Annotated in this window: 21 protein-coding genes; 15 read left to right on the top strand and 6 right to left on the bottom strand. The window is 36.4% G+C overall.

All coding sequences use genetic code 11. The annotated features are described in order from the left end of the window. The first annotated feature begins 9 nt into the window (after positions 1 to 9). Positions 10 to 780: a DUF817 domain-containing protein gene (locus VIG73_RS00615; RefSeq protein WP_331638521.1), complete on the top strand. Its 771-nt coding sequence runs from the start codon at positions 10 to 12 to the stop codon at positions 778 to 780. A 51-nt stretch (positions 781 to 831) separates the two neighbouring features. Here VIG73_RS00615 and VIG73_RS00610 read toward each other — a convergent pair whose 3' ends face one another. After that, positions 832 to 1,779, bottom strand: coding sequence for an Rpn family recombination-promoting nuclease/putative transposase (locus tag VIG73_RS00610; protein WP_331638310.1), 948 nt, complete (start codon positions 1,777 to 1,779; stop codon positions 832 to 834). Positions 1,780 to 2,107: 328 nt separating this feature from the next. On the opposite strand from VIG73_RS00610, the gene VIG73_RS00605 reads away from it, so the two are divergent. From VIG73_RS00605 to VIG73_RS00560, 10 genes are all read left to right on the top strand, one after another. Further along, a complete protein-coding gene (locus VIG73_RS00605; protein ID WP_331638308.1) occupies positions 2,108 to 2,461 on the top strand; it encodes a virulence RhuM family protein in 354 nt (117 codons plus the stop codon). After that, positions 2,418 to 2,615: a RhuM family protein gene (gene rhuM / locus VIG73_RS00600; protein WP_331638306.1), complete on the top strand. Its 198-nt coding sequence runs from the start codon at positions 2,418 to 2,420 to the stop codon at positions 2,613 to 2,615. Before VIG73_RS00605 ends, rhuM begins: the two co-directional genes overlap by 44 nt. Before the next feature lie 312 nt (positions 2,616 to 2,927). Continuing rightward, positions 2,928 to 4,433 carry a malate:quinone oxidoreductase gene (locus VIG73_RS00595; RefSeq protein WP_331638304.1) on the top strand — a complete coding sequence of 502 codons (1,506 nt, stop codon included), beginning with the start codon at positions 2,928 to 2,930 and terminating at the stop codon, positions 4,431 to 4,433. 200 nt (positions 4,434 to 4,633) lie between these two features. Further along, positions 4,634 to 6,445, top strand: coding sequence for a PD-(D/E)XK nuclease family protein (locus VIG73_RS00590; RefSeq protein WP_331638302.1), 1,812 nt, complete (start codon positions 4,634 to 4,636; stop codon positions 6,443 to 6,445). Positions 6,446 to 6,820: 375 nt separating this feature from the next. After that, positions 6,821 to 7,819: an ABC transporter ATP-binding protein gene (locus tag VIG73_RS00585; protein WP_331638300.1), complete on the top strand. Its 999-nt coding sequence runs from the start codon at positions 6,821 to 6,823 to the stop codon at positions 7,817 to 7,819. Next, positions 7,816 to 8,841 (top strand): dipeptide ABC transporter ATP-binding protein, encoded by a 1,026-nt coding sequence (locus VIG73_RS00580; protein WP_331638298.1) that lies wholly within the window; start codon positions 7,816 to 7,818, stop codon positions 8,839 to 8,841. The genes VIG73_RS00585 and VIG73_RS00580 overlap by 4 nt, the downstream gene beginning before the upstream one ends. A gap of 32 nt (positions 8,842 to 8,873) precedes the next feature. Then, the gene (locus VIG73_RS00575) at positions 8,874 to 10,487 is read left to right on the top strand and encodes an ABC transporter substrate-binding protein (RefSeq protein ID WP_331638296.1); all 1,614 of its coding nucleotides are present in this window, start codon (positions 8,874 to 8,876) and stop codon (positions 10,485 to 10,487) included. A 122-nt stretch (positions 10,488 to 10,609) separates the two neighbouring features. Then, positions 10,610 to 11,614 carry an ABC transporter permease gene (locus VIG73_RS00570; protein WP_331638294.1) on the top strand — a complete coding sequence of 335 codons (1,005 nt, stop codon included), beginning with the start codon at positions 10,610 to 10,612 and terminating at the stop codon, positions 11,612 to 11,614. Positions 11,615 to 11,714: 100 nt separating this feature from the next. Further along, entirely contained in the window at positions 11,715 to 12,548 is an 834-nt protein-coding gene (gene nikC, locus VIG73_RS00565; protein WP_414648348.1) for a nickel transporter permease, read from the top strand. A gap of 92 nt (positions 12,549 to 12,640) precedes the next feature. After that, complete coding sequence (locus tag VIG73_RS00560) at positions 12,641 to 12,778, top strand: hypothetical protein (protein ID WP_331638290.1); 138 nt, start codon at positions 12,641 to 12,643, stop codon at positions 12,776 to 12,778. Positions 12,779 to 13,141: 363 nt separating this feature from the next. Here the strand turns inward: VIG73_RS00560 and VIG73_RS00555 are convergent, their stop codons facing one another. From VIG73_RS00555 to VIG73_RS00545, 3 genes are read right to left on the bottom strand one after another with little or no spacing between them, the layout of a single operon-like run. Next, the gene (locus tag VIG73_RS00555; RefSeq protein ID WP_331638288.1) at positions 13,142 to 14,296 is read right to left on the bottom strand and encodes a Ger(x)C family spore germination protein; all 1,155 of its coding nucleotides are present in this window, start codon (positions 14,294 to 14,296) and stop codon (positions 13,142 to 13,144) included. Continuing rightward, positions 14,293 to 15,732 carry a spore germination protein gene (locus tag VIG73_RS00550; protein WP_331638286.1) on the bottom strand — a complete coding sequence of 480 codons (1,440 nt, stop codon included), beginning with the start codon at positions 15,730 to 15,732 and terminating at the stop codon, positions 14,293 to 14,295. Before VIG73_RS00550 ends, VIG73_RS00555 begins: the two co-directional genes overlap by 4 nt. Continuing rightward, the gene (locus VIG73_RS00545) at positions 15,729 to 16,805 is read right to left on the bottom strand and encodes an endospore germination permease (RefSeq protein WP_331638284.1); all 1,077 of its coding nucleotides are present in this window, start codon (positions 16,803 to 16,805) and stop codon (positions 15,729 to 15,731) included. The genes VIG73_RS00550 and VIG73_RS00545 overlap by 4 nt, the downstream gene beginning before the upstream one ends. 247 nt (positions 16,806 to 17,052) lie before the next feature. On the opposite strand from VIG73_RS00545, the gene hprK reads away from it, so the two are divergent. The 4 genes from hprK (at position 17,053) to VIG73_RS00525 (ending at position 19,873) form a co-directional block, all read left to right on the top strand. Beyond that, positions 17,053 to 17,964 carry an HPr(Ser) kinase/phosphatase gene (hprK, locus tag VIG73_RS00540; protein WP_331638282.1) on the top strand — a complete coding sequence of 304 codons (912 nt, stop codon included), beginning with the start codon at positions 17,053 to 17,055 and terminating at the stop codon, positions 17,962 to 17,964. 191 nt (positions 17,965 to 18,155) lie between these two features. After that, positions 18,156 to 18,482 (top strand): PadR family transcriptional regulator, encoded by a 327-nt coding sequence (locus VIG73_RS00535; RefSeq protein WP_331638280.1) that lies wholly within the window; start codon positions 18,156 to 18,158, stop codon positions 18,480 to 18,482. Further along, a complete protein-coding gene (locus VIG73_RS00530) occupies positions 18,475 to 19,035 on the top strand; it encodes an HAAS signaling domain-containing protein (RefSeq protein WP_331638278.1) in 561 nt (186 codons plus the stop codon). The genes VIG73_RS00535 and VIG73_RS00530 overlap by 8 nt, the downstream gene beginning before the upstream one ends. Next, entirely contained in the window at positions 19,028 to 19,873 is an 846-nt protein-coding gene (locus tag VIG73_RS00525) for a DUF4097 family beta strand repeat-containing protein (RefSeq protein ID WP_331638275.1), read from the top strand. Before VIG73_RS00530 ends, VIG73_RS00525 begins: the two co-directional genes overlap by 8 nt. Before the next feature lie 96 nt (positions 19,874 to 19,969). On the opposite strand, the gene VIG73_RS00520 is transcribed toward VIG73_RS00525, so the two are convergent. Next, positions 19,970 to 21,172 (bottom strand): M20 family metallopeptidase, encoded by a 1,203-nt coding sequence (locus VIG73_RS00520; RefSeq protein ID WP_331638273.1) that lies wholly within the window; start codon positions 21,170 to 21,172, stop codon positions 19,970 to 19,972. A 13-nt stretch (positions 21,173 to 21,185) separates the two neighbouring features. After that, positions 21,186 to 22,049: a MetQ/NlpA family ABC transporter substrate-binding protein gene (locus VIG73_RS00515; protein ID WP_331638271.1), complete on the bottom strand. Its 864-nt coding sequence runs from the start codon at positions 22,047 to 22,049 to the stop codon at positions 21,186 to 21,188.

Raw genomic sequence — 22,049 nt, 5'->3', positions numbered from 1 at the left:
ACACAATTCATGAGGGTACTTAAACAACTCGTTCATTTTGGTTGGGAACAGGCCTTATCCTGTTTGTTTCCTGTCGTTATTTTTGCTTCTCTGGCTTTGACGCAAATGATACCACTTCCCTTCCTACCACGATATGACTGGTTACTTATTATTTTCCTTCTTATGCAGTGGTGGATGGTACGCTCTGGGCTTGAAACACGTGATGAATTAAAGGTAATTACTTTGTTCCACCTTATTGGTCTTGCTCTTGAAATTTTTAAGGTACATATGGGTTCGTGGTCTTATCCAGAAGAGGGCTTTTTCAAAGTTTTTGGAGTGCCATTGTATAGTGGATTCATGTATGCAAGTGTGGCAAGTTATCTTTGCCAAGCATGGCGGAGACTAAAGGTTGATTTAGTTAAGTGGCCTCCGTTCTTAGTCGTTGGTCCGCTGGCTGCTGCGATTTATTTGAATTTTTTCTTCCACCATTTTTGGATTGATGTTCGTTGGTGGTTAGCTGGACTTGTCATGATCGTTTTTTGGCAAACGTGGGTGATATACGAGGTTAATGGAACGCGTTATCGTATGCCACTCGTACTCTCATTTGTTCTCATCGGATTTTTTATCTGGATAGCAGAAAATATTGCTACATTCTTTGGGGCTTGGAAATATCCAAACCAAATCGATGGCTGGCGTCTCGTTCATCTAGGAAAGGTGAGTTCATGGGTCTTATTAGTAATCGTTAGCTTCCTTATTGTAGCGATGCTAAAGCAGATTAAGAGTAACATTGCGAGGGGATAAAATAGGCATATCTTAATCGAAAGGGACAGGTTTTCTCCTGCCCCCCTTTTCTCATTTTCGCCGCAAAGCTTCTATTTCTTCTCTATCCAAGTGCGTGACCTTAGCAATAAACTCAATAGATAAGCCCTCATTCAACATCTCGAGTGCGACTTCCTTTTTTCCTCTTTCTATCCCTTTTTTTATTCCTTTCTTAATCCCTCTCTCCTCATACGAAATCGGTAACTCCAATATTTTCTCCGCGTCATCCATTTTCTTCACTTCTTCCATCAACTTTTCCTCCTCTTCATCATTTAGTTTTAAATAGGTTTCAAAAAAGCCGTAGATTAAGCGTTGTTTGGCTGGGTTTAGCTCCATCGTAGCCATCATCCGTAAAAATTCTTTCTTAACTTGAATGCGTTCTTTTTCTGAATATCCCATCTTGCTTAAAAGAGCAGCTGCAGCAGGATTATTTGACGTGATATAGTCTCGCCAATTCTTTTTTCGTAAGTGTAGCGATAAAAAGTTAAATGTCAAAATTTGGAATTCAGATAATCCCAACGTAAATTGATCTTTCTCCCAGTTTTCATCATAACTAAATACAGCGATTGGAATGATTGGTTTTTTGTACTTATTGTATAGAAGACTGAAGTATTGAAACATCCGTTCATGAAAGTCTGTTTGTGTTGTACTTTGTGGTTCGATGTGGACGATGATTAAAGCATCTTCTTGTTTTAATTTAACCTGAACAACGATGTCTAATCTTCGGGTATCGCCTTCGATTAAATCTGTGTGTACTTCTTCTGATAGTGGAGTGATAGTGTGAAAGTCGATTGCTTCATGTATATCTGGAAAAAATACTTCTAAAAACTCTTGAAAAAATGTGTGGATGAGCTCTTTAAAAAGTTGATCATGCCTTGTGTACGTTTGCCTCCTTTCTTTTTCACGAATTAGCGTTAGCGGTGGGTTTATGGCTTGCGAGTAAATTGACACTTTTCTCTCACGAAGCTGTGTTGCTTGCATTTTAACACATCCTTTTGAGGTTTTGTAGAGGGAAAATCTGAGGTGTGTATTCTAATTTTAAGTATACAATAAATGAATTAACAGAACAAGCGCTCCCGTCCAGAGAAGTACCTCGGTTATTTGTTTTTTCCAAATTCAGTATCTACAACATCATCTCCTTAACAAAAGTTTACAATCTTTTTGAGCTATTGATTCACTCCATTTTAAATCGCTCGGACAGAAACGAGTGTTCTTGTTTGGTATAATAAAAGATGCTAATTATCGTGCGGAAAATCTGATTTCAATAGTTAGAATGAACTAGCTATAAAATTTGGGACGGTAATTTATAATGGAAAATCAATCAAACTTTTTGATGTATCAAACAGAGGATGGGGAAACGAAAATTAGTGTTCGTTTAGAGGATGGAACAGTATGGTTGACTCAGAAAACCATGGCAGAGTTGTTCCAAACTAGTCCTCAGAACATCGCTCTTCATGTGAAAAATATATATGAAGACGGTGAATTAAAGAAGGTTTCAACTTGTAAGAAATACTTACAAGTTCAAATTGAAGGCTCAAGAGAAGTTAAGAGAAAAGCAAAACATTACAACCTCGAAATGATCCTTGCAGTTGGTTATCGAGTTCGCTTAAACGAGTATTATGAAAGACTGGGTAGCGAAGTTAGATGCTTTTCTAGAATTTAATGAGCATGATATTCTCGAAAATGCTGGTAAAGTGAGTAAAGCTGTCGCTGATCAACTCGCACTTGAACAGTATGAAAACTTTCATCGACAAAGATTAGCGCAAGATACAAAAAGTGATTTTGATAAATTCATAGAAACTAAGCGGTTGAAATAGTAAGGGACGGGGTTACATACTCTCGTCCTTTTATTTTACATGCCTAGTAGGTATGTGATGTATAGTTGCAAACCCTCCTTAGCTCCGTATTAAAATCATAAACTTCACACTTTGAATTGTTTTCCGCTTTTCCCAGCTTTTAATGTGCCTAATAACGCCAATAAAATGGTATGTATTTTAATCTATAAATAATAATGATACAATATAATTAGGTTATAGGTATACCAAAAAAGGTGTAACTGTGGTGTATGTGTTTAAGCATAGGCATGGTTATCTTTTTTGCAAAACTTAGAGTAAGAAGGACGGTAAAAAATGAATAACAGAGAAACTTCAACAGACGTTATCTTAATTGGTGCCGGCATTATGAGTGCGACTTTAGGGACACTCTTAAAAGAATTAGTGCCGGATTGGCGCGTAACAGTATTTGAGAAGCTTGATAGTGCTGGAAAAGAAAGCTCTAATGAGTGGAATAATGCAGGAACAGGACACTCTGCGTTGTGTGAGCTTAACTACACGGTAGAAAAATCCGACGGATCACTTGATATTAGTAAAGCGATTAGAGTTAATGAACAGTTTCAAGTTTCAAAGCAGTTTTGGTCTTATCTTGTAGAGAATAATTTGATTCGTAATCCAGAAGACTTTATTATGCCTTTGCCTCACATGAGCTATGTAGAGGGCGAAGATAATGTATCATTTTTGAAAAAGCGTTATGAGGCGCTTACAGACAATCCACTGTTTCAAGGGATGCAGTTTTCTGATGACCCAGAAACACTGAAAGAATGGATTCCATTAATGATGGAAAACCGTACAATTAACGAACCGATTGCCGCGACTAAAATCGATACAGGGACAGATGTTAATTTTGGAGCGTTAACACGTGTATTATTTGAACATCTACAGAATAAAAATGTCGAGGTAAATTACAGTCATGTTGTTAAAGATATTAAACGGACTGATGATGGCACATGGGAAGTAAAAGTACATGATGTCGCTAAGGATATACTTGAATACCATACAGCTAAATTCGTCTTCATTGGTGCTGGTGGTGGAAGTCTGCCATTGCTTCAAAAAACAGGTATTCCTGAATCTAAACATATCGGTGGATTCCCAGTAAGTGGATTATTTATGGTATGTAACAATCCAGATGTGGTAGAAAAGCATCATGGTAAAGTATATGGTAAAGCTAAGGTTGGAGCACCTCCAATGTCCGTCCCACATTTAGATACAAGATATATTGACAATAAAAAATCATTATTGTTTGGACCGTTCGCTGGTTTCACACCAAAATTTTTAAAAACGGGTTCAAACCTTGATTTAATCGGTTCCGTTAAACCGAATAATGTGATGACCATGTTAGCGGCAGGCGTTAAAGAGATGAAATTAACGAAATATCTTGTAGAGCAATTGATGCTATCTAATGAAGACCGTGTTGAACAATTACGTGAGTTTATCCCGGATGCTAAAGCTGAAGATTGGGATGTCGTCGTGGCAGGTCAACGTGTTCAAGTCATCAAAGATACAGAAGCCGGTGGAAAAGGAACGCTTCAATTTGGTACAGAGGTTGTGAGTGCTGCAGATGGTTCAATTGCTGCATTGCTCGGTGCATCTCCGGGAGCTTCTACTGCCGTTCAAGTTATGCTTGAAGTATTAGAAAAGTCATTCCCAGAACATATGAATGAATGGGAACCAAAAATAAAAGAAATGATCCCGTCTTATGGCAAATCATTAACAGAACACCCAGACCTATTCGAAGAGATTCATAAATCAACAACAAAAGCACTTGGTTTAAATGAAGATACAACAGTAAAGATGGGGTAAAAAATAAATTTAGAAAGAAAAGGAAATTTAACTATTCGTGCTTTAATAGTAGTACAAATGACGATCATAATTTGTACTACTATTTTTATTCCTTAAATGCCGACAAATGAGTAAGTAAATACAGTTTGTTGCCATTTGTGGATACAATTTGAGAGATTAAATTAGTGGCAAATGATTACAAAACGTTGAGGTGAACGTATATGGAAGTTAGAGATTTAGTTGAGTTAGAAAATGATGCGATATTTCAACAACTCAATCAGCAAGTAAATTCGTTCAATACATTAAAAGTCCTAAAACTAGAGAACTATGAAATCCGTCATTCCAATATTTTAGCTTGGCTGTTAAATCCGATAGAAAATCATAATCTGTATGACTATTTTTTACGTAAAATGATTGAGCACCTCATTTTAATAGATGAAAACAGTGATAATCCGCAATATGAAGCAGTAGGTGAAATTGTCTCCCATTCATTAATGGATAGCCACGTATATCGTGAGGTAAAAACAAATAACAACCGATTTATTGATTTACTTATTATAAACCAACATTCGAAATTCGTTATTTTAATTGAAAATAAAGTTTATTCCACAGAATCGGAAAATCAGCTTGATGATTATTTAGATTTTATTCACCATACATTTAATGGTTTTACAATCATTCCTATCTACTTAACATTGAATGGGGAAAAGCCTTCTAATCAACAATACTTTATCCTTAGTTATGAGAGAATAGAATCCATCCTACAAGCAATTCTTATGGTATATAAGGATCAATTAAGCGAAGATGTTTATACATTTATAGAGGATTACAACCAGATATTAAAAGAAAAATACCATCCAAATCAAGATCAAATCTTACAAGCAATTGATATATATCGCAATCATAAATCAACAATTGATACACTTTTTGAAGAAGCAGCTATACTCAATAAGAAATTGCAATTTGAATCAGGGTATGAATTTGAATTCATGATGAAGTATAAAAGTACAATTGATTATATTTTCAAACATGGACAAAACATCTTATCGTATAGTTTTGAACAGTTCATCCAGCAACAATTTAATACAGAAGTTCTGTATCATGCACACCCGACTGTTCCGAATTTATTACCACCTGAGTGGAACCGGATTAATCGTTTTCACTTACGAGAACCAAATTATTGGTTAGGGAAAGGAATAATTGTTTGGTTTGAACAAACAAATGATAGTCGTTTACGTCTTATTGCTGAAATGGGACCTTTGGAATATGCTGATCGCCTTTCACTGCTAGAACAATTAGAAAAAATTGGCTTGTCATTTAATGAAAAAGCAAAACGAGAGAAATCGCGTTATACACGTTTTTTCACGAAGAAGATGGATGTAAATAAGTGGAATGATATGGCCGAGCTTACACAAGCAATGGCAGAGTTATATAATGGTCCTGAATTTACTTTATTGCGACATCAAGTAGCAGAAATTTTACATAATGAAAATCCAAATAAAAGCGAAAAAACTGAACAGGTGGTGGAGACTTTATCACTAAATGAAGCAAATACACAAGTCCAAAATGCATTTAAAAAGTGGATGGAATTAAGAAACGTCCCTGAAAATCATTATCGAGTGTCTAAGAAAAGTCTATCCTTTAAAATTCCATTGTTTGATGCTTTTAAAGAGCAATTAGGAGAAACCAGAGAAAAGTGGTGGTGGGATAATGGACCATTTCTATTTTGGATGAATATTAATCCAGATTCACTGTATTTTGTGTTAGAAGTTGGGCCGATTGAAGCAGACAAACGCGTCCTGTTAATGCAAAACATAAAAGAAAAAGGTATTACATTTAGTAAAAAAGGGCTGACACTTAAAGCTAAATATAATCGTATTTACACTAAAACAATATCAATTAAAGGGCAAAACGAATCAGAGCTTTTAGATGTTTTCGAGGCTTTATATAACAATAAGGATATACAAAAGATTATAGAAAAGCTGCAAATAATTTATGACGAAATATTAGAAAGGGAAAAATACAAAGCTTAGTACTATATACGGTGACGGGTAGATAAAATTGAAATCATCATTTAAACTCCATGAATTGACATGGAGTTTTTTCTATATATATAGAAAAGGAGAAAGAAGTTCACTATATTTCTAACTAGATATGAGTGAATGATTTTGTAAATCGTTATTGGGTAGCTGTTACTACTCGTATGTATAAGGCATTTTAACAATTCCTAGTTTTATAAATATTATTTTTCCCCGTTATACTTCCCCTTATCCTCTCTAAACATTACAAAAAATCTTTTAAAAAAAGTAAAAGTCATAAATCATTAATAAATATATATAATATCACTAACTAAAATTTTCCTCCAATTCACAAGTAATTGAGTAATGGAATATAAAAGGGTGAAGAATATGGGGACGGCTTTATTAGAGATTCGTAATTTACATACGCACTTTTTTACTAAATCAGGGACGGTTAGGGCCGTAGATGGTGTTAGTTTTTCAGTCAAACCTGGAGAAACACTAGGAATTGTTGGTGAATCGGGTTCGGGGAAAAGCGTGACAGCGATGTCAATTCTTAGGTTAATCCCATCTCCACCAGGGAAAATTGTGGCTGGTGAAATTTTATTCAAAGGCGAAGATCTACTGAAAAAATCAGAGAAAGAAATGCGTCAAATTCGTGGGAAAGAAATTTCAATGGTCTTTCAGGACCCAATGACATCACTGAATCCCGTGTTTACGATTGAAAAGCAGATGGTTGAAACCATTCGCGCCCATAAAAAGGTGAGTAAGAAGCAGGCCATTGAAAGAGCACTTGATTTACTTCATCTCGTTGGAATTCCAGATGTTAAGAAGCGAATTAAGATGTATCCACATGAATTTAGCGGTGGAATGAGGCAACGTGTGATGATTGCCATGGCGCTATCTTGTAACCCTTCTTTGCTCATTGCGGATGAACCAACAACCGCATTAGATGTAACGATACAGGCGCAAATTTTAGAGTTATTTAAGAAAATGCAAGCAGAGTTGAATATGGCTGTTATTATGATTACCCATGATTTAGGTGTCGTTACAGAAGTATGTGATGAAGTCCTCGTCATGTACGGAGGGAAACCAGTTGAAATGACGCATACAAAACAACTCTTTGATCATGGAAAACACCCGTATACACTTGGACTAATGAAATCCATTCCAAAAATAACACCAAACAAAGAAAAGCTAGAAGTGATTAAAGGACTGCCCCCTGATTTACGAAAACTACCGAAAGGGTGTAACTTTGCACCAAGATGTAAATATGCGTTAGAGCGTTGTTTGACACATGATCCGGTCATGACACAAGTTAATGGTCATCATGCTGTACGGTGCCTGTTATATGAAAAGAAGGAAACAAAGAAGGCGGTAACAAAATGACGACATTACTTGAAGTGAAAGAGTTAAAGAAGTACTTCCCGTTAAAAAGCGATAAACTTTTCTCACGGAAAAAGCCGATGCTAAAGGCTGTTGACGGGGTCTCCTTTTCCGTAAAAAAGGGCGAAACGCTTGGACTAGTTGGTGAAAGTGGCTGTGGTAAATCAACAACAGGTCGTGCCATTTTAAAGTTACTTGAACCAACAGCAGGGGAGATTTTTTATAAAGGGGAAAACATTACCACATGCAAAGATGAACGTCTTCGCATGTTGCGAAAGGACATGCAGCTTATTTTTCAAGATCCATATGCTTCATTAAATCCAAGAAAAACGATTGAAAAAATGATTGCTGAACCAATGGAAATTTTTGGAATACCAAAAGCAGAGCGTCTAAAAAAAGTAGACAAGATGATGAAGCTTGTTGGTCTGAGTCCATATCATAAACAACGATATCCTCATGAGTTTAGTGGCGGACAACGACAACGAATCGGCATTGCGCGCTCACTCGTTTTAGAGCCTGAACTCGTCATTTGTGATGAGCCTGTTTCAGCTCTTGATGTATCGATTCAAGCCCAAGTCATTAATTTGATGGAAGATCTACAAAAGGAATTCAATCTAACTTATATTTTTATTGCTCATGATTTAAGTGTTGTCCATCATATTAGTGATCGTGTGGCCGTGATGTATTTAGGTGAAATTGTTGAGATTGGCGAGGTCAATGAATTATACGCTGATCCGAAACATCCATATACACAAGCCCTGTTATCAGCCGTTCCAGCAGCAAATCCACATGTAGAAAAGGAGCGTATAATATTACAAGGAGATTTACCATCACCACAAAATCCACCAAGTGGGTGTAAATTTCGTACACGCTGTCCGTTTGCTGAGGAAATATGTCGCTTACACAAGCCGGAATTAAAACAGATTGCACCATCAGGACGAATGGCTGCTTGCCATTTTGTTAAGGAGGTGTTTGAAAGAGAAATGATTGAGATGCCAACAGACTATGAAAATAATCAGGTGTAAATGCAACAATTTTTATTTGGGAGGGGATAGCTTTGAAAAGGAAATTATGGGTTACCTTAATTAGCGTGCTATCAATTATGCTCTTCATCTCCGCATGTTCAAATAATTCAAGTTCAAGTACGAAAGGTGATTCCGCTAGTAAAGGAAGTGGTGGAGAAAAAACTTTAATCTTTGGACGTGGGGCTGATTCAATTCAACTAGATCCATCAAAAGTAACAGATGGTGAATCGATTTATGTTACAAATCAAGTTTATGATACACTCGTTCGTTATGAAGAAGAAAACACAGAAGTAAGGCCAGCATTAGCAGAGGAATGGAATGTCTCTGATGATGGTTTGACATGGACGTTTAAATTACGCGAAGGGGTCAAATTCCATGACGGGAATGATTTCACAGCAGAAGATGTCGTCTATAACTTCAATCGTTGGGCTTCATCAAGTGAGTTTATTTATTACGGCTATATGTTCGGTGCAACGGAAGATAATTTAAAAGGTATTATTGAAAAAGTTAGAGCAACAGGAGATTATGAAGTACAAATCACATTATCCGAGCCAAATGCACCATTTATCTACACGTTAGCGATGCCACCATTTGGGATGGCAAGTCCGGAAGCAATTGAAGAACATGGTGATGATTATTTTAAAAATCCAGTCGGGACAGGTCCATTTATTTTTGAAGAGTGGGTGCCAGATGACACGATTACGTTAGTAAAAAATGAAGATTATTATGACGAAGTTGCTAAAATCGATAAAGTCATCTTCAGGACGATTCCTGATAATGGGGCACGTTTTATGGAGCTACAATCAGGAACGATTGATATGATGAATGGTTTAAACCCACAAGATATCGAAACGGCAGAAGCAGATGATAAATTGGAAATTATTCGTCGCCCTTCAATGAACGTTGGATACTTAGCGATGAATACGGATAACGATAGCCCATTGTCTGAAAAGCTCGTTCGTCAAGCAATTAACCATGCCGTTGATAAAAAAGAATTGATTACGTTATTTGAAGGTATTGGAGAAGAAGCGAAAAATCCAATTCCACCATCATTATGGAGCTATAACAATGAGATTGAACCGTACGACTATGATCTGGAAGAAGCAAAATCCTTACTCACAGAAGCAGGTTATGCTGATGGTTTTGATGTTAAACTGCATATTTTCTCTAATCCAAGAGATTATATGCCACAGCCAAAAGTTACAGCGCAAGCAATTCAAGAAATGCTAAAAGAAGTGAACATTAATGTGGAAATTATTGAAAGTGACTGGGACTCACATTTAGAGGCTGTTGAGAATGGAAAACATGATATGGCATTTCTTGGTTGGACAGGTGATAACGGGGATCCGGACAACTTTTTATATGTCTTATTAGATAAAGACAATGCTAAAAAAGGTTCAGCAGGAAATATCGCTTTTTATAAGAGTGATGAAGTGCATGATTTATTAAAAGAAGCACAAGTGGAAATGGATCAAGATAAACGAACCAAACTATATTTAAAGGCCCAAGAAGTTATTCATGAAGATGCACCTTGGTTACCAATTGCACATACAACACCACCATTAGCAGCCCATAAGAAAATTAAAAATTACCAACCTCATCCAACAGGAAGTGAGCCATTTAACTTAATGGATATTGAAGAGTAAAACCTTCCTTTTTATATAAATTAAATTGCTGGAGGCTTATCTGCTTTGTCTGAGTCTCCAGCAGAAAAAACTTGCATGCACTTATGGTACATATTCTTCGTAAAAATGGAGGAATCGATACAATGCTTAAATATATTTTGCGGCGTTTAGCCATGTTGATTCCCGTGTTAATCGGTGTGTCGATTATTACCTTCTCCCTCATACACCTAATTCCGGGTGACCCAGCAAGAAGTATGCTTGGAGAAAAGGCTTCTGAAGCGCAACTCGAATTATTGCGGGAAGAACTCGGACTGAATGATTCATATTTCGTCCAATACGGGCGATTTATAAATAATATTTTACATGGTGATCTTGGAACGTCGATTCAATCGAAAGAGAGTATCGCATACGAATTAGCACAAAAACTTCCAGCTACGATAGAGCTAAGTTTATTTGCTATGATACTTGCCATGATCATCGGTGTTTTAGCCGGTGTTATTTCAGCGGTGAAACAGTATTCATGGTGTGATCATATGAGTATGACTGGTGCCTTATTTGGTGTATCATTGCCTATATTTTGGCTCGGTTTAATGTTGATTTGGTTCTTTTCTGTTCAATTTAATCTTCTTCCCCCATCTGGTCGTATCACAACAGGTGTCCATTTAGAAACGATGACGAATTTTTATTTAATCGATAGTCTTTTAACCGGAAACTGGGAAGCATTTAAAGATGTGTTAAAACATATTTTACTTCCTGGCATTGCTTTAGCAACGATTCCTATGGCAATCATCGCTAGAATGACGCGTTCTAGTATGCTCGAAGTGATGCGGCAAGATTATATTCGGACGGCCCATGCAAAAGGGTTAAAACGTTTTATCATTATTTTTCAGCATGGTTTAAAAAATGCCTTCTTACCTGTGCTGACAGTCATAGGCCTACAGTTTGGCACATTATTAGGTGGTGCTGTTTTAACAGAAACGATTTTTTCATGGCCAGGCGTCGGGCGTTATGTTTATTTAGCGGTCTTAGGTCGCGATTATCCAATTGTGCAAAGTACGATTTTAATCATTGCTATTATCTTTGTCCTCGTAAATTTACTGACTGATATTTTATATAAGTACTTTGACCCGCGTATTAAATATAATTAACGTATGAAAGGATGTGTATTATGTGTCATTACAGCCAAGCCCGTTTCCAGAACCACCTATAGATGACCAAAAAAGTATTCATGAACTTCAAGGCCAATCGATGTGGAAGAATACACTATCACAGCTTATAAAAAATAAAACATCGCTAATTGGCTTTAGCATCATCCTTTTAATTGTATTCACAGCTATTTTAGCACCACTCATTGCCACACATAGTCCTACAGCACAGTCGATTACGGACCGTTATTTAGCACCTTCACCCGCGCATTATTTAGGTACAGATGAGTTAGGGCGAGATATTTTTAGTCGACTCATTTATGGCACACGTATCTCGATTCAAATTGCGATTATTTCTGTCGGAATCTCACTTATTATCGGTGTTGCGTTAGGTGGAATTGCTGGCTATTTCGGGCGCTGGATTGATCAAGTTATTATGCGTATGATTGATATGATGATGGCTTTTCCAAGTATTTTATTAGCGATTGCACTTGTAGCAGTACTTGGACCAGGCCTTCGCAACGCGATGATTGCGGTTGGTATTGTCGGCATTCCCCAATTTGCCCGAATTGTTCGTTCGACCGTCATGTCTGTGAAAGAAACAGAATATATTGAAGCAGCTCGGGCGATTGGAGCAAAACATGGGAGAATTTTATTCCAACATATCTTACCGAATAGCCTTGCTCCGATTATCGTTCAAGTATCTTTAGGTATGGGGACAGCGATTTTAGATGCCGCTGGTTTAAGTTTCTTAGGCCTTGGGGCTCAACCACCATTACCGGAATGGGGAGCGATGTTAAGTGATGGTCGTGCTGCATTGCAGACGGCTCCATGGGTCGTTGCTTTTCCAGGATTAGCTATTTTTCTTTTTGTGTTAGGATTTAACCTTTTTGGTGACGGTCTTCGTGATGCACTTGATCCACGATTAAAAGAGTAAAGACTCGTTTGTTGGAAATAAAAGATTATAATCACAGATCGATAAATCGGTATCGATTATACTTTTGAAAGAAGAGCTAAGGAGATGAAATCATGAGTGAGATGTTACATCGAGCTCTCGCATTAAAAGCGTCGGGGCAATTGAAAGAGTCAAATAAGATGTTAGTGGCAGCAGTCAACCAGTTTCCCGATCATGCCATTATCAATGTGCCAAGAGTTATGATGCATTAGGCAAAGAACGACAAGTTTTTTTATGAGAAAGTGCTTGCATTAGGACTGCCTAATGATGGCTTAAAAGGGGCTATTATTGGGTTAGAAAGCATTTATCGCACGCTTGGTGATACGAAAAATCACGAGAAGTACTAGAACGTGGGTGTGTAGTATTTCCACATGACCGAGCGATTCAAGTATTCTATGCGTTGACGTTATATAATTTAAAACAATATCCCGAAGCGATGGAGCTTTTATTAACATGTTTAACCGAGACATCTACTGATGGGAGCGTTATGAAGTATAAAAGAGCAATTGATTTTTACTCCGATAGATTAGATCAAAAATGGAATTAAAAAGGAGGCTTTGTATCAAAGGCCTCCTCTATTCTATTGTTTCCTTTAATGATTTTCTTCCTATTTTCAGCTTTGTAATCGTAACATTTAATGAACGAATCGAGTCTTTTGTTAGTTCTACTTTTCCGTTTTTTTGTAGCCTTTTCCAATCTTTGATGCGCTTTCGGTAAACATGTTCCGATAAGCGAAAAAGATCGATATCTTTTTCTAAGGCTTCTTCATATGTCATAAGAATTTCAGCTTTAATCGTGTTCGCGATATGTTCTTGAAACTCCGCATCTGTGATTTTCTCTGTTACTGTACTAACAACGGCCTGCATTTTGACATCAATATCAAAGAGCACGGCGTCACTTTTGACAATCGGTTCTACCTTTACTTTTACATTCTTTAAAGTGGCAGATGTTATACTATTTTTATCTGATTTATCTAATAGAAAAGAAATTGTACCACGCTTTGTCTGATTGTTCATCCACTTTAGTCCCCTTGCTTGTTCATCTAATATGAACCCCTTAAACTCGTTTGGCGTAATAACACCAACACCAGCTAAATGAGCGATTCGTGTCTTTTTTTCAACGGTTTCCCAGTTGTGAATGACATTAATGGTTGGTATAATCATTTCGTGATTCGGTTCATTTAATCCAATGATTAGTTTTCGAAAATCGATTGGTTCAACAAATGACTCCTGTTCAAAGGAATTCATCGGGTCACTCAATTTCGATAAAGTTAAGGTTGTGCTAATAATTGGGACGGTAAGCAGGACATCTTTTACATGGTCTTCTGTGCTGTACACCCAAATACGGTACCGCGTCTCCGCAAAGCGGATAAATACATCGATAGCGGCATTGAAATGTTTATGTTCTAAAACATCTTTTGAAAATACAATATAAGTTAAATGCCCCCATAAAATTCTTTCATCTGCTGATCGATATAAATTGAATATAGCATCCTCTAATGTATCACCATTAGCATAACCAACTTCTGCTTGCTCAATATCCGTTTTCGGTTCTTCTGATTTTGCCACATTTGATAAATTAATGACCTGGGCATAGACTTCATATTTTCCATCTTTATAATCAATACCAAGACCGTGAACATATAACATCCGTTCAGGTTCATCAATATCCCAACATCCAGTTAAAAACATTAAACTTAAATAGACTAAAGAAAATTTAATATACTTCATTCTTCATCCTCATTAATTCGTGTTATATCATTTGTAGCTACTTCTACAGGGCGCGTTTTGTAAAATTTTTGTAATGGCCGAAAAAGTGTCTTTTTTATATTATCTGAGCTTAAATTGGCGGTGATATTTAAATAAGGAGCACCGAAGACACGGATGTTCGCAACATAAAGTAATGTGAAGTAAAAAACCATAAAAAAGCCAAATAAACCAAAAAAGGACGTTACAATAATGGCGATAAAACGAATAATACTAACAGCGGCTACGAGTGATTGATTTAATAATGTGAAAGTCGCGACAGTGGATACAGCAATGACAACAATCATTGCCGGACTTGTTACTCCTGAACGAATCGCAGCATCCCCGATAATTAACCCCCCAACGACACTTAAAGTACCACCTATTGATTCTGGTAACCGTAAGCCTGCTTCACGAAAGAGTTCAAATAAAATTAACATAATCAACATTTCAATAACTGAGGGAAAAGGAAGCCCTGTATTTGATTGGAAGACGGTAGCTAATAATAAGAGTGGTAATTGATTTTGATGATACGTTATTAAGGCTAACCAAAATGCGGGAAGTAAGGCACCGACAAAAACACCAAAGACGCGTAATAAACGTTCAAATGTACTATATATGGATGGATATTCATTATCTTCTGCGGTTTTAAATAACTGAAATAAACTAACAGGTGTAATCACACCATACGCTACACCATCAATTAGAATTAAAATGCGTCCTCTTACTAATGATTGAATGGCTAAATCCGGTCGTCCAGTATAGTCGTGTCGTGGAAATAATCTGGAATTTTTATCTATGTGTTCCATTAGAATATTACCGCTAAATACAATATCTACATCGATTTTATTTAGTTTATCTCTAATACCTTTTAATATTTCTGGTTTTGCTATATCGTCGAAATAAAGCATAGCTATCTTTGTTTTCGTTCTTCTACCTATACGAAAAGTTTCAACACATAATGAATTAGTCGGTAGACGCTTCCTAACAAGTGCAATATTCACAGACAAATCTTCAATAAAATTATCTCGTGGTCCCTTAACAGGGACTTCTGTTTTCGTTTCTTCTGGCTGTCTATTTGGCCGATCTGTAATATCACTTGCAAACAGCTCCCCCGTTTTTGAAAAATAAATTAAGACAAATCCTGAATATACTTTACTAATAGCATCTGTTTTATTCGTTATTTTAGTTAATTGCGGCAGGTGGAGATTATTATAATTGTTCTCCTTCTTTTCTAAAAACTTTTGAATCCGCTCAACAACAACTTGCTGAAACATTTGTTTATCCACCATCGCATCGCATGTAATAAATGTAATCTGCTGATTGTGAAAAGTGTAACTTTCGAATTGAATATCGCTTGATTTATTAAATAGTTCTTTTAATGTTTGTAAATTGAGAGCCTTCTTCTTTCGGTTTTTCATTGTGCGCTCCTCCTCGAATAAATAGCAAAAATAGTAAGGAATAGAGAGATGATAAAGAAGATAAAAAATGTAATTGGTAAGACATAATTGCCTTTTATATTAATAAACGTTTGATCGTCTAAAGAGATTAAGATGATACAAACAATGAAAAAAAATGGGACAATACGAATCCAAATGGCCTTTGTTCTTCTCTCAATGTTAAATAAAAGCGTAACGATATATAAAATGAATCCGACGCGTATAAACACACCGGTTAACCATTGATAAATAGATAGAAAATCTAGATGCTCAATATAGCGCCCAATGGAGACGAGCCCCCATTCTTCAAAAGCAGGATAACGTTGATTCGCTGCTTCCACAGGACCAAACTCAGTGATTGCCCCTATATACGGTCCTAGCGTAAGTGATGTAAGAATGCCGACAATAATTAAATAATGGATTGTCCGCATTTCCCCGTTGATTTTGTGCTGAATAAATAGGAATAAAATCACTTCTACAAAACCAGAAGCCGGATAGATCATTCCTTTTAATACCGGTTCAAAGCCATACTCAAAAAACGGACGCAGTAAGTTATAATCTTTCACTTGAATATTAGTAATCGCTACAAAAAAGCCAAAAACAACGACACCAAATAGTGTAAAAGCATTAGCAATGACAATTGTTTGTATATTTGTACATGCTAATAAAATACATAGCACAGTATAGATGATTAATAATAAGAAAACAGGTGTTTCGGTTAGAAATGTTGCATTAATCCACTGAAGTACTTCACGCATTGTAAAGGCTGCTAAAATAATTAACATCAATCCAAAAATAACTAGAAGCGTGTTAGCTATTCTTTTTCCTAATGTTTGTTTTAATAGTTCCATTAAATTTTCTTGATTTGTTTTTCTGTGTAAATAACTCGGAAGAAATAGCCAAGGTAAAAGAACAAAAGATGCCATCAATACGGAAATCCAGCCGTCTCTGCCAACATGTGTTAAAAGTGGTGGAATGATTGTAACGTGATTTTTTAATCCGATAAAGGTCATAGCTAGTAATATGACGTGCAATATACTTATTAAATGTCCCATCATCGCAACTCCTCATTACCTAGTTTTTGATAAATGAGGTGAAATATGTATAAAAATCAATTTCAGCGCCTATTTACTGTGTGTGATGAACTTTTTTATAACTTCAAAAGTATCTACAATTACCGCTACCACTTGCAATATTTGCTGTAGTCTTGTTAAAATCTGATTATGTTATAGGAGAAAGTAAACATGGAGATTTGGTTCATGTTTTTAATATAGGGGAAAGTTTAGGATGGAGAGGTTAGGCGTGAATACAATTACTGTAGAAGAACTAGTAAAGAAATTTTCATTAGAAGTTCTTGTTGGAGAGGAATACTTAGACCGAGTGATTGTTAAGGCACAAACTCGGCGTCCGGGCTTGGAATTTATTGATTTCTTTGATTTCCTGCCAACCCAGCATGTAAAAGTATTAGGTAAAAATGAAATTACCTATTTACGCATGCTTGATGAATCAGAACGGGATCTAAGAGTTGGGAATTTAATCAAATATGAGCCTCCATGTATTATAGTTACAGATAAACAAGAGAAATTAACGTATTTAACTAAATATTGTAAACAAAATAAGATTCCACTTTTAAGAACGGATCAAACGAACTATGAGTTTATTGGTAAATTAGATGCATATATGATAAAAACACTAGCACCAGAAATTGCGATTCATGGTGTTTGTGTCAATGTGTTTGGAATCGGGGTTTTATTACGTGGCGAATCTGGTGTTGGGAAAAGCGAAACAGCTCATACATTAATCGGCCGGGGACACCGGCTTGTTGCCGATGATATTGTCGTGATAAAAAAGCTTAGTCCACAGACGATTCTCGGAACACATAACGGAAAGAATAAGGAATTTCTAGCCCTGAGAAGTATCGGCTTATTGAATGTCACTCGTCAATATGGAAGAAAAGCATTTCAAGACGAAACACGTATTGCGATGGATATTGAATTAACGAACTGGAAGAAGCATTCGCTCAATAATGATTTAGAAGTCGAACAGCGTTATTCAGAATATATGGGTGTTAAGGTACCCCATATTCAAATCCAATTGCAACCCGGACGTGATGTGGCTGGATTGATTGAAGCAGCTGTGAATAATTGGTATTTAAAGCAACAAGGCTATAGTGCTGCAGAAGAGTTTATGAAACGGATTGAAGAAGATCACTAGGGTTAACACCAAAGTAAAGTCATGCCATTTCCTACTATGAGAGTGTGCATGACTTTTTCTATTCGTATTTTTAACTAAATATAAAGTAGTACCTTGTTATGTGCAGTACCATATGATATATTTTAGTTAATGGTATTATATATGTATAGGTACTGTATAATAGATAGTAGTGAAAGGAGTGTTATAGTGGCATGAATATTCAATTTAAAAAAGGGGTTCTTGAATTATGTGTACTTGTGTTGCTTAATCAGAAAGATCGATACGGATATGAACTTGTTCAGAAAATATCAAATCAGATTTCGATTTCAGAAGGGTCTGTTTATCCTCTATTAAGACGCTTAACGCGCGAGGGATACTTCACAACGTATTTAAAAGAGTCTACAGAGGGGCCACCGCGAAAATACTATAAATTAACAGATGAAGGAAGAGCTTATCTTCACCAATTGCTCAGTGAATGGGAAGAATTCACGAAAGGTGTTAACCAATTAATTAAAGAAGGAGTGAAAAAAGATGACTAAAGAGCAATATTTAAACAGGTTAGAAAAGGCTTTGAAAAATTTGCCAGTTGATGAAAGACAGGAAGTGATGCAAGATTTTACCGAACACTTTGCAATTGGACTTGAAGAAGGAAAGAATGACCAAATGATTATAAAGGATTTAGGTTCCCCTGAGCAAATTGCTAAAGAGATGATTGCTTCTTATCATATTGATCGGGTTGAAACGACTGCATCTGCTAGTAATATACTACGTGCTATCTGGGCGGTTATTGGCTTAAGCTTTTTTAATCTACTCATCGTACTTGCACCATTTGTCACGATCGTAGTGCTTGTTATAAGTGGTTGGATTGTAAGTATTAGTGCAGTTGGTTCGCCATTATTAGTTTTAATTAATCCCATTTTTTATCCAGGTACATTTGAGTGGTTTGACCTTTTCTTTTCATTCATGTTTAGTGGGGTAGGCATTTTAGTTGGAATAGGAATGTATTACGTAACAAAAGCGATTATGTCTGGTTTTGTTCGTTATTTAAAATTTAATGTAAGGTTTGTGAAAGGAGGACTAAACCATGGTTAAAAAATTATCGCTAATTGCTTTACTCCTACTCGTTATTGGGATAGGTGGTAGCATATACACTGGAAAATCACAGTTTAAAGAGGTAGAAAAATTAGAGGATAAAGTAATAAAAGATTCCCAATTTGAAGCGGTCGATATTTATACAGATAATGCTAAAGTGATTATCAAAGCAACAGATGATGAGTATCCTAAGATTGAATTAGAAGGAAATAATAAAAAGTATGATTTAAAAACGGGTGTCTTAAATCATACGTTATCAGTAGATTTGACATCAAGGGGAAAGAAACTTTTTTCATTTGGTATTTTTTCTAAACAATCAATACTCACTGTCCACATCCCACAAAAAACATACGAACAAATACGTATAAAAAGTAATAATGGACGGATTCATGTCAAGGAAATAAAAGGTGTAAAAATAGAAATGCTTTCGGATAATGGAAGGATTCAAGCACGTCAAATTGAAGGTGAAGAGGTAATTGTAAAATCAAATAATGGTCGAATTGAATTAGAAGATATCGCTGCACAAATGATTAAGCCAGAAGCAGATAACGGACGGATTAACATGAAATATATTGAAGGTGAAATCATTGGTAAGTCATATAACGGAAAAATAAATCTTGTTACAAAAGAAATGAATCATCCAATTAACCTATCGAGTGATAATGGAAAAATAGAGATTAAAACAGATAAAAAACCAACCAATGCGATTCTCGATTTAAAAACAGATAATGGAAAAGTAACTGTATTTGGAGAAGAAAATTGGGACACTGTCATTGGAAAGGGCGAGCACCTCATTAAATTAATATCTAAAAACGGTAAAATTTCTATCACACAGTAAATAGGTCATTTAATTAATGTACTCAATGAATTAATATAGAATGATTAGACTAAAAAAGCTCTTCCCGGAAATCCAGAAGAGCTTTTTATGTTTTTTCTATTTATTTTTTTCTTCTATTCGCCGTTTAAATTCATTCTTAATATCATCTAGTAACTGTTGATCTGTCAGTAAGCGGTGGCCAGTTCTTGCTAATGCTTTGGCACCAACGAGAAGGGCTTCATTTCCACGCTCTGATTTGGCTGCTTCACGAAATTCTATGGTGTGACCAATTAAATCGTCGGGGCCAATTTTAATATAGCCATGAACAGTTGGGACTTCATAACTAATATTACCAGCATCTGTCGAACCTTTGCCTTCTCCTCGTTCGGTAACGACCGTTTCACCAAGCGCTTCGAGTTCTTCTTTTAATACATTGTCAAAGGTGTCATTTAAAACAAAATCCTTCACTTCATTTTGGAAACGTTCGACTTTGACTGTTGCACCAGTTGCTAATGCTGCTCCATCCGCTATTGCTCTTACTTTGTTTGCGGCTTCTACTGTTTTCTTCCAAGTTGCCGCACGAATGAAAAAGCGTGCTGATGCATAATCAGGAACAATATTAGGGGCATCACCACCATGTGTAATAATCCCATGTATTCTTACATCAGATGGTAAATGCTCACGTAAAGCATTAATCCCATTAAATAATTGAATGACGGCATCAAGCGCATTAATACCTTGTTCCGGTGCTCCAGATGCATGAGCGGCTTTTCCATAAAAATGGAAATCTAATGGATCAACCGCTAATGATTCACCGGTAATACCTGTTTTTCCAGCTGGATGAAGCATTAATGCAGCATCGATGTCTTTTAGAAAACCATGCTTAACAAAGCTTCCTTTCGCACTGCCATTTGGACCACCTTCTTCAGCAGGTGTACCGAGAACAACGACTTTACCTCCTGTATTCTCAACTACTTCAGCTAAGGCAATCCCAGCAGCTACACTTGTCGTTCCAATAATATTATGACCGCAAGCATGTCCAATGCCTGGAAGTGCATCATATTCAGCAAGAAAGGCAATTGTCGGGCCCTCTTTTTCACTTCCTTTCTCTGCATAAAAAGCTGTTTCATGACCAGCTACCCCTATCGTTACAGTAAACCCAGCATCTTGTAAAAGCTTCGTATGTGTTTCACAAGCAAAGTATTCCTCATTACCGATTTCAGGACGTGCATGGATTACTTGACTCGTTTTAATATATTTATCTTTATGTGTTTCAACAGATGCAATAATCTTTTCCACTTGGCCTTGAACAATACTCATATATAAATCCCCCTTATTTTTTCATGTCTTCAAAGACTTTTTCCAATTGTTCCGATGTTAATTTGACAAGGAAAGCCCCATCATTTGTATCTTTTTTAATCGCTTCTTCAACATCTGCATCTTGATATAATTCTACGAGACGTAAATAGGTTTCATTGTTTTTATCTTCACTACGAACAGCAAGCACGTTAACATATGGATGTGTACTATCATCTGTTACTTCTTCTTTTAAGATTGGATCCTCATTTGGTGAGAAGCCAGCTTGACCAGCTATTCCATTATTAATGATTGAGCCTGCGACATCAGGTAAGACACGTGGTGTTTGTTGGGCTGTCATTGGAATAATCTCCAAGTTTAATGGATTGTCAACGACTTGTGACGGGTCACCAAACATACCGAAATCATCGGCTAATGTAATTAAATCGGCTCCTTCAAGAAGACGAAGTGCCCGCGCTTGATTTGATGGATCATCTGGAATGGCGATTTTATCTCCTTTTTGTAGCTCTGACACGTCTTTGATTTTTTCGGAATATAATCCCATCGGTGCTAACATCGTTGATCCGATGGGTACAATATCTTCGCCACTTTCTTTGACATACTGCCCAAGAAATGCAATATGTTGAAAAGCATTCATATCAAGATCCCCTTGTGCTAACGCATTGTTCGGGAGTGTGTAATCTTGAAATTCGATTAATTCAATTTCAATGTTCTCTTTGGCTGCTTTTTCTTTTAAAATCGGCCAAAGTTCACCATCTGCACCATTAACCCCGATTTTCACTTTCACTTTGTCTCCTGAATCCCCTGCATTGTCATCTCCTGAGCAGGCTACTAAAAATAATACAGCAATCATTGATAAAAAGACTAAAAACTTTCTCAT

Source organism: Cerasibacillus sp. (assembly GCF_036516575.1).
Classification (GTDB): Bacteria; Bacillota; Bacilli; order Bacillales; family Amphibacillaceae; genus Cerasibacillus.
This window is presented reverse-complemented; position numbering and strand designations above follow the sequence as displayed.